The sequence below is a fragment of the Parasediminibacterium schistidii genome (assembly GCF_046546515.1).
In the GTDB taxonomy this organism is placed as follows: Bacteria; Bacteroidota; Bacteroidia; order Chitinophagales; family Chitinophagaceae; genus Parasediminibacterium.
This window is the reverse complement of record NZ_JBKHKJ010000055.1, coordinates 1-13376: the sequence shown is the minus strand read 5'-3', so window position 1 is coordinate 13376 and position 13376 is coordinate 1. Positions and strand designations below refer to the sequence as shown.

Genomic DNA, 13376 nt, shown 5'->3' with positions numbered 1-13376 from the left:
CATGTTTCGAACACTAGTGGTTCCAAACTTTCGGGAAGTTTGGCAACCCGCTGCAACTTGCTGACGTGCAAAAGAAAATTGCATTGTTGAAGAAATTTTGAATCGGTAGGGGGAGGAATGAGTAATACAGCTATTTTTAAAGGATTGGCGCAATGGATTTGTGCATATTTATGAGTTAGCTGTTATTTTATGACCCACCTTCAAACCAAAACCGACCAACAAAAAAATAATTTCAGCAATCTGTCCAATTTTGAAAATGTCAATCGTTATTAAGATGTAACAAATAACATTAACAATTTAAAAAGTAAAAAAAAATGATTAAAGAAGCATTATTCGCTGAATTTCAGCACGAAGCCGAAAACACAAGAAAACTTTTATCTATTATTCCAGACAGTGCTTTGGAATATCGTCCTCAACCGCATCTTTGGTCAGTTGGACAATTAGCATCTCACATTTCAGAGCTTTACAACTGGTATGATGTTACATTCAACCAAGATGCCTTTGAATTGAGTACCTATAAATATGACAAAGGTGACATAACAAAGGTTTCAAATATTTTAGAAAAATTTGAAGCCAATGTAAAAACTGCACAAGAAGCCATTGAGAAATCGGATGAATCTCAATATATGAATGTGTGGTCTATGACAATGAATAACGAAAAAACTGCTTTTCCATCAATGCCAAAAATTCAAGTTATCAGAAGCATTTTATACAATCATTTGTATCATCATAGGGGCGAACTTATCTCACATTTAAGAGCCACGGGAAATAAAGTACCTTCTTTGTACGGGCCAACTTTTGAAGAGTCGCAACAAATACAAGGATAAAAAGTAATTCCAGTAACAATTAATTTTAACAATTTAAAAAGTAGAATAATGAAAGAATTTATGATGATTTTCAAAAGCGAAATCAACGAATCGTTTGGGCCTTCACCAGAACAAATGCAGTCAAACATTCAACAATGGATGGATTGGTTTGGTGGTATTGCCGCACAAGGAAAAATTGTAAACGCAAATCGTTTGAGTTTTGAAGGAAAAACGTTGAAGCCTAATAATGTAATTGCCGATGGCCCTTATGCAGAAGTAAAAGAAATTATTGGCGGTTATGTAGTGGTAAAAGCTGCTAACATTGATGAAGCGATGAAATTGGCAGAAGGTTGTCCTATTCTTAACCACGGAGGACACGTTGAAGTAAGAAGTATAATAGCAATGAACGGTTAACTTGAATGAGGCAGCATTAGTACCACAACTTTTTAAAACAGAGTACAGAAAAATAATTTCTGTACTCTGTAAGTTGTTTGGTATTGTTCATATTGAAATTGCAGAGGATATTACAAACGATACTTTTTTATTGGCTTCGGAAATTTGGGGATTAAAAGGCATTCCCGAAAATCCAACGGCTTGGCTTTATACTGTTGCTAAAAACAGAACCAACAATAAGTGGCAAAATATTTTGCAACTTTATAACAAACTTTTGCTAATAGACTACTCGCCAATGGTAGCACTCAACTGAACTTTTGCCTTATCAAAAGTTGGTGGAAAACAAGTGGCTATAATAGAAGCAGAAAAACTAAATCTAAAATACAATCATTTAAATTTCTCATTATTAGGAAATTTATACACAGACATTGACAATATGAAAGCAATTAAAAATTTTGAAATTGCATTAAATTTGGCAATGACAAATGCTGACAAATCAACAATCACTAAAAATTTGTACGACTTGAAAGCGAAAAAAAACAACAGCTAATAAGGGTTTTGCAATAGTGGGGCTGAAGTGCTAAATTTGAGCATTAGAATTCCCAGCTAGTCGTAGTCTTACAAAATAAAAGCAGTGCTGTGCGTATGTCTCACGACTACGCCCAAGCGTTTGCAAATCTCTCATTTGCTTTCCTTGCCCCTCCCTGTCAGTCTTAGATTGGCTATTGTGTTCGCAGAGATTCCTATTGGGAAAATATTTCAATGGCTACTCATTACAAATTTGCACACATAAACACTTATAGGTAAACAAAAAAAATGGCAGATAATTACCCAGCTTGTCGTAGTCTTACAAAATAAAAGCAGTGCTGGGCGTATGTCTCACGACTACGCCCAAGCGTTTGCAAATCTCTCATTTGCTTTCCTTGCCCCTCCCTGTCAGTCTTAGATTGGCTATTGTGTTCGCAGAGATTTCTATTGGGAAAATAATTCAATACCTACTCATTACAAATTTGCACATATAAACACTTATAGGTAAACAAAAACAATGGCAGATAATTACTCAATTGTAAATGGGCAGTTGCACAAGCAAAAGGAAGCAAGTATTTTAATATCCGACTTGTCGGTACAGCGTGGCTATGGCATTTTCGATTTTTTTGTTGTCGTGAACAAGCAGCCCATTTTTTTGGAAGATCATTTAGATAGGTTCTACAACTCTGCCGCTATTATGCACCTAGATGGCATTGTGCAAAGGGAAGAACTGAAGGAATTGATTTATAAGCTGATTGAGCAAAACAGTAGTATGCCCGATGCGGGCATCCGCATTACGCTAACAGGCGGCTATTCAGAAGATGGGTATGCCCTTGCAGCACCAAACCTGCTGATTACTCAAACGCCTTTTGTGTACAATATGGACAGTTTTACCAAAGGGATAAAATTAGTAACCTACAATTACCAACGCCAATTGCCACAAGTAAAAACCATAGATTATTTGCAAGCAATTTACCTGCAGCCTTTTATACAAGAACATGGCGCAGACGATTTGCTGTACCACAACCAAGGGCAAATATGCGAATGCCCAAGGGCCAATTTCTTTTTGGTAACCCAGGACAATGAAGTACTTACGGCTTCTAGCAATATCCTGTGGGGCATAAACAGGAAAAAAATCTTGTCATTTCCCGAGTTTAATGCAAGGGAAACCTCTATAACCCTTGCCGACCTTGACAATGCCAAAGAGGCATTTATAACCAGCACCACCAAATTTGCCTTGCCAGTATTAAGCATCAATGGCAAACAAATAGGCGATAGCAAGCCAGGGGAAATTACTACCGCTATATTTAAAAAATTGTATGATTTGCGTAATCCCTGCTAGCCTCTAGAGAACAAGTGGGCCTGGTGCAGCATGGATTGCCTACCGGGTGTACGTCCTTGGTAAAATGTTCCAACTGGTATTTCAAAATTTATTTCCTTCATTTGTACAATATAAAGGCACTTTATCCGTCATCCCAAGCAAATGAACAAAGAAAAAGCAATAGAGAAAATACCATTTACACCTTACCAAGTGCTGGCCATCATATTACTGGCATTAACACTATTTACAGTAGTGTTGGACTTTATGGTAATGTCGCCACTAGGCGATATGATGATGAAGTCTATGTCGCTCACTACCCGGCAGTTTGGCTTTGCCGTGTCAGGCTATGCTTTCAGCGCAGGTGCTTCCGGTTTACTAACAGCAGGCTTTGCCGACAGGTTTGACCGCAAAAAGCTGTTACTGTTCTTTTATGTTGGGTTTATTGCCGGCACTTTCTTTTGCAGCGTTGCCAGCAACTATCCGTTACTTATTGCCGCAAGGATTGTAACAGGCTTGTTTGGTGGTGTTATTGGCTCTATATCCTCGGCCATTGTAGCAGATTTGTTCCCATTGCAGCAGCGTGGCAGGGCCATGGGTTTTATGCAGATGGGCTTTGGCGCAAGCCAAGTATTGGGCATACCTATCAGCCTGTTTATTGCCAACAAATGGGGCTGGCAATCCCCTTTTTTAATGATTGTTGGGTTGTCTACTATTATTTGGTTAATTGTTGCGTTTAAGTTGCAGCCCGTAAATAAACACCTTGGCATTAAAACAGAGAAAAATGCTTTTGAGCATTTGTGGCATACCGCTAGGCAACGCAGCTACCGTATTGGTTTCCTTTCTACCGCCTTCTTGTCTATCGGTGGTTTTATGATGATGCCTTGGGGCAGCGCCTTTGCCATCAACAACTTGCATGTTTCCACAAGCCAGCTCCCAATACTTTTCATGGTAGGTGGCGTGGTTTCTTTAATCATCATGCCATTGATTGGAACATTGAGCGATAAAATAGACAAGTTTAAAGTATTTACTGTTGCAGCATTGTGGATGCTGGTAGTGGTGATTATCTATACCAACCTATCACCAGTTCCCTTTGGCATTGTTATTTTGATGAACATATTAATGATGATGGGCATCATGAGCCGCATGGTGCCAGCCATGGCTTTAACATCTTCGCTACCGCAAATGCAGGACAGGGGTGCATTTATGAGCATCAACTCATCCCTCCAACAAATAGCAGGTGGCGTGGCTGCTGCATTTGGCGGCCTGATTGTAAGCCAACCAACCAAAACAAGCCCGTTACAGCATTATGACACGCTAGGCTATGTGGTGGCATTGGTTATTTGCTTCAATATAGCAATGGTGTACAGGGTAAGCAAAATAGTAAAAGCGAGGCTTCATGTTGCACAAGCATAAGGTAAATGACCCCTTAAATGAGGGATATTTCTTACAATTTTAAAACTAAAAAGCATTAAAAATCAACGCATTATGAATTTAAGGTTATTTTTTTAAAATTTTATTTGGAAATATTCTTTTACTACCATTATATTCGCATTGGTTTTTCATAGGATATTGGATTTTAAAACGGGGCTGGATTTTTATCCTGGCCCTTTTTTTATGTCTATACCCCCAATCCCCTAAAGGAGGGTAAAAAAGACAGGCTACCTACAAGTTGTCTAAAATAAACTTAGTCATCTTAGTATAAAGATGTAATCTGGTGTTTCCCCCAAAAATGCTATGGTTTTTGTTGGGGTAATAGCCGCTTTCAAACTCAATGTTTTTCTTTATCATCTCGTCTATCATCATCGCCGAATTTTGAAAATGAACATTGTCATCGGCTGTGCCATGGATGATGAGAAATTTACCTTTAATCTTGTCAACAAAGTTCATTGGCGCATTGTCATCATACCCTTGTTTATTATCCTTGGGCAGCCCCATATACCTTTCTGTATAAATATTATCGTAAAACCGCCAATTGGTTACAGGTGCTACTGCAATAGCCATTTTAAATACAGCTGCCCCTTTGGTAATGGCCAGCGAACTCATAAAGCCACCAAAGCTCCAGCCCCAATGGCCTATACGGGCAGCATCTACAAAAGGTTGCTGGCCCAGGTATTTTGCTGCGTCTATCTGGTCTTCTATTTCATATTTGCCCAGTTGCCCATAAGTTTTTTTCTTGAATGCCGCCCCTCTGTATCCTGTGCCAGTATTGTCTATACAAACAACAATATACCCTTTTTGGGCTAGCAGTTGGTGCCACTCCCCCACTGCCCCCCATTTATCGGCCACTTGCTGGCTGCCCGGGCCACCATAGTTGCAAAACAGCACCGGGTATTTTTTAGCATTATCAAAGTTGGCTGGTTTCAGCATCCAGCCATTCAGCGTGTCCCCTTTGGGTGTAGGCACCCTAATAAATTCTGCTTTTGCAAAGCCGTAGGATTTTGTAAGCGCATCTAATTTTTGGTTGTTTTTCAATTGCCTGATGGGGTTCAATTGCGGATCAGTAACAGCATAGGTTGGCACTGTATTAAGGCTGGAATAACCCACAAGGCAATAGCTAAAATTGCTGTTCATGGCCACGGTATAAGTGCCAGCAAGGGTGCTTAGCTTTTTAAAATGGCTGCCGTCTAGGTTTACGCTGCAAAAATCCCTTGACATGGCGTTTTGATATGCTGCTGTAAAGTAAACCTTATTGTTTTTTTCGTCAATGCCAGTAATAGTGGCAATATCATAGTTGCCTTTGGTTATTTGTACCGAGGCTTTGCCATCAAGGCTATTCAGGTATAATTGGTTGAAACCATTCTTTTCGCTGGTAATAAGGTATTGCTTTCCATTGCTGAGAAAGTTTATATCTGGCACTTCCACATAATATTTATCCTTCTCGTTGTATATTGTTTTTGTTTTGCCTGTATTTACATCGGCTAACAATATCTGCATTTCGTTCTGCAAGCGATTTAGCCTAACAATGGCCAATTGATTATTGTTGTTGGTGAATTGTATGCGTGGGATATAAATATCCGTTTCTTGGCCAATATCAGCCTTTATATCTTGCTGGCTGGCTAGCGCATATAAATGGATTTCAATAATAGAGTTGGCCTCTCCAGTTTTGGGGTACTTGTAGCTATATTGGGTAGGATAAAGGCTATCGTAGAAGGGGATGGTATAAAGCGGCACTTTGCTTTCATCAAAGCGGTAGTAAGCGATATAATTGCTTTCCGGGCTCCATTGAAAAGCTCTGCTAAACGAAAATTCCTCTTCATATACCCAGTCGCAATTGCCATTGATAATATTGTTCCAGCTGCCATCTTTGGTAACCTGTACAGTAACCCCTGTAGCAAGGGTTTTGTAAAACAGGTTGTTGTTTTTCACAAAAGCTACTTTGGTTGCATCGGGCGAAAAAGTGGCATGTATTATTTTGCCCGTGTCTATTTTAATAGCTTGCTTGCTGGCAATATTGTATGCATATACAATGGCCTTGTACGAGCGCCGATAAATACTTTCTTTTTGCTGGGTAACTAGCAACCACTTCTCATCGTTGCTCCAGCTAATGTCAGATAGTGGCAATGGTTTTCCGTTTTCGTCTTTCACGTCATTCCTTGCTACTAGCGTGTCAACTGTTTCGCCTGTGGCAAAACTTTTCTTTACAATCCCTGCCGTGGTGGTTTCCACATAGTACCTGCCATCTTTCATGCTATTGAAGCCAGGGACGATTTCAGCCCTGAAAATGGTTTTTTTGTAAATGTCTTCCAACGTGATTGGCTTAGTTTGCGCAGCAACAACAAAGGGCAGAAAAATAACCAGCAGAAAAAATTTCCTCATATAAAAAAGTTTGGGCAAAAATACACGCGTTAGACGAATTGGTTGTTGGGATGTTTAAATAGGAAGTAATAGTGTTACTCATTTTTTGCCACAAAGGCACCGCCTTTGCTGAATAACGACTTGCCACTGCGTAGCTGTTCCTTTACTTTTTGCTTCGCCAATTCGTAGTCGAAGCCTGCATTTGAATGCTGTTCCATATCCTGTGTTTACAAATTAAATAATTTAATTCTTGATACAGTTTATTTTACACTCTCGAGATGCCCTTCGAAACATTCGCCCAGCGAGATTAACAATATTCCTTCTTGCCACTTTGAGCCCTCCTGCCTTCGTAACTAAAACTCCCCCTTACTTCAATTCATCCAGCACCAAGAACATTTTTTTTACCATTTCAGATGATGGGCCGTCAAAATCATTGATAATCATGGCCACGGTATAGTCAATCCCTGCTTTACTTGTGTGGTAGCCTGCAAAGCCTTTGGTGCCGCCAATGGTGCCGCTTTTTATTTTCATTCCGTTGTATATGGGCAGGGCATTGTAAAAAGCACTGTACCAAGGCTTGTCCCTTGCATATTGCAGGATATTTACTAAGGCATTGGTTGTAATGCGGTTTTGGGGCGATAGGCCACTGCCGTCTAGTACCTTTAATGCGCTTTTTTCAATGCCCCTGTCTTGCCAAAATTGTTTTACTAGGCTTACACCAGCCTCGGTAGTGCCTTCCCCTGTTTGGTTATACGCCAATGTTTTTAAAATACATTCGCCATATAGGTTGATGCTTTTTCTCAAAAACCAATAGGTAATACTGTCTAGCCCCGGGGATAAATAAGTGTAGAAAACAATATCTGGCTTGGCCACCGTTTTTTTATTGGCTGCATATTCAAAACTGTTTGTGATGTCTTTATAACCAATATTTGCCTCTTTCAAACTTTTGGAAAATATGTTTTGAATTTGGTACAAAGGGTTGGGGATAGCACCTGCAATGGTACTGTTTTTATTGGGGGCTACTGTTCCTGTAATAAAACCAGTTAGCGAATATGGTGGCAGGTAAATATTGGCATTGTCGCCACTGCCGGGTTTGCCCGTTTTTACGGTGTTTATCATCCCGGCTATTTCCAGCTCTGGCTTTGTATCCATGATGGTTGTTGCACCCCCTTCTTTGGTACCCGCTTTCAGCGTGAGGTCGTACTGGTTTTCGTACCAGTTTAGCCCCCAGCTACCTGCGCCATAGTAGTTACCAATATCTTCCCAGGGCCATCCGCCGGGTATGGGTTGTAGAGAAAAAGCACTGCTGTTGAGCATAATGCTCCCCTTTATGCTTTTAATGCCCGCTTTTTGGATAGCTTCTATCCATTTGCGCAGCACCACTGCTTCCTTAGTGCTTGCGTACCGCCAACTGCCCAATGTTGGGTCGCCATAGCCTGTGAGGTATAAGTTACCGTCTAGTATGCCATTCTTTAATTTGCCGTCATAGCCCAGTTCTGTTTTGTATTGGTAGTCTTTGCCCAATAACTCGAAGGAAGCAACGCTAGTTACTATTTTTTGGCAGCTGGCTGGTGCAAGACCTACTTGGCTATTATAATCAAACACCACTTCATTTGTCTTGCTATTCAACACATATAAACTTATACTAGCATGTTTCGCAGTGGGGTTTAGCTGCAATAATTTTAATGCAGCAGACAATTTTTCAGTTACCGTTTGCGCAAAGCAAAACTGGCTTGTGAACAACAACAGGGCAACTACTTTCATCCATTTCATTTTGCAATTGTAATTTGCACGGAAAATACAAATAAGATTGTTATGGACACTGTATTTGCTTCTATTATTACTATTGGGGACGAATTGTTGATAGGTCAAGTGGTGGACACTAACAGCGCATGGATGGCACAGGAGCTAAACAAAATTGGCATCCCTGTAAAACATAGGGTAGCAGTGGGCGATGTGTGGGACGATATTTGGTATGCCTTGGGCGAAGAAAGCAAACATGCTTCCATTATCCTAATCACGGGCGGGCTGGGACCAACATCAGACGACATTACCAAGCCATTGCTTTGCGATTATTTTGGCGGCAAATTAATAGTGCATGAGCCTACGCTGGAGCATATAAAAGATATTTTTATCAACAGGCTGAAACGCCCCATGACAGAAACGAACAGCAAGCAAGCAGAAGTGCCAGATGTATGTACCGTGCTGAGAAACGACCGTGGCACGGCACCGGGGATGTTGTTTGAAAAAAATGGTAAAGTATTCATATCGCTTCCGGGTGTGCCGCACGAGATGAAATGGATCATGGAAAATGAAGTGCTGCCACTGCTGCCCGTAAAGTTCAAGACAACTAATATAGAACACCGCACTTTGCTAACTGCTGGCATTGGCGAGAGCTTTCTTGCCGATATGATTAAAGACATAGAAGCTTCACTGCCCCCCTTCATCAAGCTGGCTTACCTGCCCAACTATGGCATGGTAAGGCTAAGGCTAACAGCTACTGGCATGGACAAGGAAGCATTGCTACCAACACTTGCCCACCATTTTAACTTATTGAAAGAAAGGGTAAAAGAGTACTTGGTAATAGATGAAGACCTGCCCATGGAAGCCGCCATAGGGCAATTGCTTTTGCAGCACGGCAAAACAATTGCCACAGCCGAAAGCTGCACGGGTGGGTATATTGCCTATTTAGTTACTTCCATCCCCGGGGCATCGGCTTATTTCAAGGGGTCAATTGTTAGCTACGACAACAGCATTAAAACTAATTTATTGGGGGTGCCTGAAAATATACTGCAAACAGCAGGAGCCGTGAGCGAGGAAACAGTAACCCTGATGGCCGAGCATATAAGGGCAACCATGCAGGTAGATTATGCCGTTGCGGTAAGCGGAATCATGGGCCCAGGGGGCGGCACAGCCGAAAAACCTGTGGGTATGGTGTGGATATGCGTAGCAGCGATGGGGAAAACTGTTGCAAAACGTTTCGATTTTAAGTTTGATAGGGATAGAAATACACAGTTAACAGCTATAAATGCCTTAAACATGCTGCGGATAGCAATATGTGGATAACCATAGAATAACTTTCATTTTGTAAAATATACTTTTGGTGTACTGTAACATAGATTTGCTTTTTTGCTGATACATGGTATTTGTTGATGTAGCAAGGCGGATTTTTGAGAAATTACTTAGTTTTATTTTAATGGTGGAGGGGCGTTTTTACCAACCCGATAAAAACAATTTGTTGTATGGCAATAGCTGAATTAATAATGCCTAAGATGGGCGAGAGCATCATGGAAGCTACCATCCTCAGGTGGCACAAGAAAGTGGGCGACCATATAAGACTGGATGAAACCTTATTGGACATTGCGACCGATAAGGTTGACAGCGAAATACCTTCACCAGTTGAAGGCATTGTTACAGAATTGCTGTACCCTGTGAATGCAGTAGTACCTGTTGGGAGCATCATTGCCAAGTTTGAAACAAACGTGTCGGGTTATGCCTCAGCTCCACAACCTGCCCCATCTTTCCAGCCAGCACCACCACAGCAGCCCCCTGCACCTGTTTACGAACCTGCACCACAGCCCTATATAGTACCTATGCCTACCCCTACTTATACATATCAGGAAGATATACCTTACCAACCACCTTATGAGAATGCTTCTAAAACAAATAATAACCGTTTTTTCTCACCTTTGGTGCTAAACATTGCCAATAGCGAAGGCATTAGCCTAAGCGAGCTGGAAAGGATACCAGGCACAGGAGCCGATGGCAGGGTTTCTAAAAAAGACGTATTACAATATGTAACAGATAAAAAAACAGGCAAAGCACCTGCATATACCCCTAGCCAGCCAGCACCACAAGTGGTGTATGTGCAGCAGCCTGTGCAGGAATACCAACCACCTTACACACCAAGCATTCCTACACCTGTGCAAGAAGTGGTGATGCAAAAAGCATCTATAGACACGCCTGTTTATATTGCCCCGCAGCCAATAGTAGATGCACCAGTAATATATCCCCAGCCAATTGTTGAGCCTATTATTGCACAATCTATCGTAGAAGCACCTGTTTACTCACCTGCACCACAACCTGTATATGCTCCTGCAACTCCAGTAGTAGAGCAGTTTGCACCACAAAATATTATTCAACCAGTTGTGGAAGCGCCGGTTAGTCAACAGATTGCTCAACCAATTGTTGCCCCTCAACCTATTGGAGCAGGTGCATCAGTTGCACCACAAGCAATTGTTCAGCCTATTGCGGAATTTCCGGCAGTTCAGCCTCTTGCAGAAACTATTGTTGCACCGCAACCTGTGGGGGCTAATGCTTCAGTTGCACCACAAGCAATTGAACAACCTGTTGTAGAAGCACCACCTGCACCTCAACTTATTGCACAGCCAATAATTGCCCCAGAAACTGGAACAGAAACTCCTATACCACAACAACCTATTATGCAGACTGTAACAGAAACGAAAGCACCTGAAACAATTGTAGAACCTATTATTGCACCGCAGCCGATTGTTGAAACACCTGTTCAACAGCCGATTGTTGAAGCTACGCCTGCCCCAATTGTAGAAACGGTTGCAGCACCAGCCCCAATTGTTGAAACAAAACCAGTTGAGGAAAGCATAGCCCCACAACCTATCAAGTATGCCGAAACACCCCATACTTGTATAGAAGTTCCAAAAAACTTGAAACCAGTGTACATGGTGCCGCCTGTAACACCAACAGTACCATTGGTTACTTTGGCAGAAGGCGAATCGGGCAAATACACTACCCCTGCTTCTGCACACCCGTCTGGCAATGTAGAGATTATAGAAATGGACAGAATGCGGAAAATGATTGCCAAGCACATGGTAGAAAGCGTGCAGACAAGTCCGCATGTAACCAGTTTTACCGAGGCTGATGTTACCAACATGGTATTTTGGAGGGAAAGGGTAAAACAAGACTTTGAGAAAAGGGAAGGGACTAAGCTTACGTTTACCCCTATGTTTATAGATTGCCTGGTAAAAGTATTGAAACGCTACCCACTTATTAATTCATCTGTTGAGGGGGATAAAATTATTATCAAGAAAGACTTGAATATTGGCATGGCCACAGCGTTGCCAACTGGCAACTTGATTGTGCCTGTTATAAAAGGGGCTGACCAATTAAACATCGTGGGGCTAAGCGCAGCAGTGAATAAATTAGGAGCAGATGCGAGGAGCAACCAGTTGAAACCAGATGATGTTACCGGGGGTACTTTCACCTTTACCAATGTAGGCACTTTTGGGACATTGATGGGCACGCCAATAATCAATCAGCCACAAGTAGCCATTTTAGCTGTGGGCATTATTAAGAAGAGGCCTGTTGTTATTGAATCACCAAATAATGACACGATTGGCATCAGGCACATGATGTACCTTTCATTAAGCTACGACCATAGAGTGATAGACGGAAGCGTTGGTGCAAGTTTTTTAAGCGATGTTGCTAAAGAATTTGAAAACTGGGACTTGAACCGTACTTGGTATCATTACCTGTAATGCTATCACAAGTAAATATTTACCAAAAGCGGCTGCTCCTTTTCGGATGCAGCCGCTTTTTTCTTCGGCACTAAGGATCAAAAAGTATATGAAATTCCCCTTTTTTCTTTTGTTGCCACTAATGCACGAATAAGCATGAATAAAAACATTAGTAACCATTAGTGCATTCGTGGCAAAATCATTGGGTAACAAATCTAAATTTAGAAAATTTGGTGGTGGTACACCATAGTTGATTTATGTCTTAAGGTTAAGGTTGTAGTAATAAGCCCAAAGTTTAAAATGAAGGTTTAGCATATATTCCTTTTTTGAGAATGAAAGGCTTTTGCGCACCATTCTGCTAAATCGTTGCCTAATGGTGTTGTTCAACCGTTCGATGTGCGCTGTTTCCCCAGTTTCCTTCCCCACCTTTTTGTGTGTTTTCACTGGGATATAATTATAGGCTTTCCAGAAATCAGAAAAGATGTTGCATTTTAAATAGTCATATGGCAGATTTCGCCACATCTCTTTGCAAGAAGCCATGCTGCCATCCCCAAGGAAGAAAGAAACAATTTGCCTTGTTTGCCTGCATTGTGCTATCCATATCCTTATATGGTTGATTTTCAACAAGAAAAAAGTAAACACTTCGTCCACCTCTAAAATGGGGCTTTCCTTCCCGGCAGGCATGATGGTAGATTTAAAACCGGGCAGCGACTGGGCTTTTTTTTAAGCCATCTTAAAATGGAAACATGACTCACGTCAAAAATACGGCCTGTTGAGCGGAAACTGCCCCTTTCCGTATAGGTGAGGGCTACCTGTTCCATATCAAGCACACGACTGGGTTGACGGTAATCCAATACACGCGTTACATTGCAATCTTTACAACGGTAACGCTGTTGGTTCGATGCGTTTTTACCATTCTTGATGATATTGGTACTTTGGCAATTGTGGCATATTCGTAAAACTGATAACACAGTAAATGCTTTCATATATAAACGAAATAATAACAACTTTATTGTACCACTACCGAAAATTTGAGTTGCA

13 protein-coding genes are annotated in these 13376 nt (G+C 41.3%); 8 read left to right on the top strand and 5 right to left on the bottom strand.

What is annotated here, in order from left to right:
• The first annotated feature begins 314 nt into the window (after window positions 1-314).
• The 6 genes from ACHFIY_RS18610 (at window position 315) to ACHFIY_RS18585 (ending at window position 4461) form a co-directional block, all read left to right on the top strand.
• Complete coding sequence (locus tag ACHFIY_RS18610; RefSeq protein WP_410847635.1) at window positions 315-827, top strand: DinB family protein; 513 nt, start codon at window positions 315-317, stop codon at window positions 825-827.
• 48 nt (window positions 828-875) lie between these two features.
• Window positions 876-1220 (top strand): YciI family protein, encoded by a 345-nt coding sequence (locus tag ACHFIY_RS18605; RefSeq protein ID WP_410847634.1) that lies wholly within the window; start codon window positions 876-878, stop codon window positions 1218-1220.
• Window position 1221: 1 nt separating this feature from the next.
• Window positions 1222-1512 (top strand): hypothetical protein, encoded by a 291-nt coding sequence (locus ACHFIY_RS18600; RefSeq protein ID WP_410847633.1) that lies wholly within the window; start codon window positions 1222-1224, stop codon window positions 1510-1512.
• 33 nt (window positions 1513-1545) lie between these two features.
• Complete coding sequence (locus tag ACHFIY_RS18595; protein WP_410847632.1) at window positions 1546-1749, top strand: hypothetical protein; 204 nt, start codon at window positions 1546-1548, stop codon at window positions 1747-1749.
• A 495-nt stretch (window positions 1750-2244) separates the two neighbouring features.
• A complete protein-coding gene (locus tag ACHFIY_RS18590) occupies window positions 2245-3069 on the top strand; it encodes an aminotransferase class IV (RefSeq protein ID WP_410847631.1) in 825 nt (274 codons plus the stop codon).
• Window positions 3070-3210: 141 nt separating this feature from the next.
• Window positions 3211-4461, top strand: a complete 1251-nt coding sequence (locus tag ACHFIY_RS18585; protein WP_410847630.1) for an MFS transporter — start codon at window positions 3211-3213, stop codon at window positions 4459-4461.
• A 249-nt stretch (window positions 4462-4710) separates the two neighbouring features.
• Here the strand turns inward: ACHFIY_RS18585 and ACHFIY_RS18580 are convergent, their stop codons facing one another.
• From ACHFIY_RS18580 to dacB, 3 genes are all read right to left on the bottom strand, one after another.
• Window positions 4711-6864: a S9 family peptidase gene (locus ACHFIY_RS18580; protein WP_410847629.1), complete on the bottom strand. Its 2154-nt coding sequence runs from the start codon at window positions 6862-6864 to the stop codon at window positions 4711-4713.
• 74 nt (window positions 6865-6938) lie between these two features.
• Complete coding sequence (locus ACHFIY_RS18575; protein WP_410847628.1) at window positions 6939-7061, bottom strand: hypothetical protein; 123 nt, start codon at window positions 7059-7061, stop codon at window positions 6939-6941.
• 148 nt (window positions 7062-7209) lie between these two features.
• Window positions 7210-8616, bottom strand: a complete 1407-nt coding sequence (gene dacB, locus ACHFIY_RS18570; RefSeq protein WP_410847627.1) for a D-alanyl-D-alanine carboxypeptidase/D-alanyl-D-alanine endopeptidase — start codon at window positions 8614-8616, stop codon at window positions 7210-7212.
• A 42-nt stretch (window positions 8617-8658) separates the two neighbouring features.
• Between dacB and ACHFIY_RS18565 the strand changes: the two genes are divergently transcribed.
• Together ACHFIY_RS18565 and ACHFIY_RS18560 are read left to right on the top strand one after the other, a co-directional pair.
• The gene (locus ACHFIY_RS18565) at window positions 8659-9909 is read left to right on the top strand and encodes a competence/damage-inducible protein A (RefSeq protein ID WP_410847626.1); all 1251 of its coding nucleotides are present in this window, start codon (window positions 8659-8661) and stop codon (window positions 9907-9909) included.
• A 176-nt stretch (window positions 9910-10085) separates the two neighbouring features.
• Window positions 10086-12356 (top strand): 2-oxo acid dehydrogenase subunit E2, encoded by a 2271-nt coding sequence (locus ACHFIY_RS18560; protein WP_410847625.1) that lies wholly within the window; start codon window positions 10086-10088, stop codon window positions 12354-12356.
• Window positions 12357-12590: 234 nt separating this feature from the next.
• Here the strand turns inward: ACHFIY_RS18560 and ACHFIY_RS18555 are convergent, their stop codons facing one another.
• A complete protein-coding gene (locus ACHFIY_RS18555; protein WP_410847624.1) occupies window positions 12591-13019 on the bottom strand; it encodes an IS1 family transposase in 429 nt (142 codons plus the stop codon).
• Window positions 12989-13376 (bottom strand): IS1/IS1595 family N-terminal zinc-binding domain-containing protein (locus ACHFIY_RS18550; protein ID WP_410847623.1); only part of this gene is annotated, 388 nt, incomplete at its 5' end. The genes ACHFIY_RS18550 and ACHFIY_RS18555, both read right to left, overlap by 31 nt.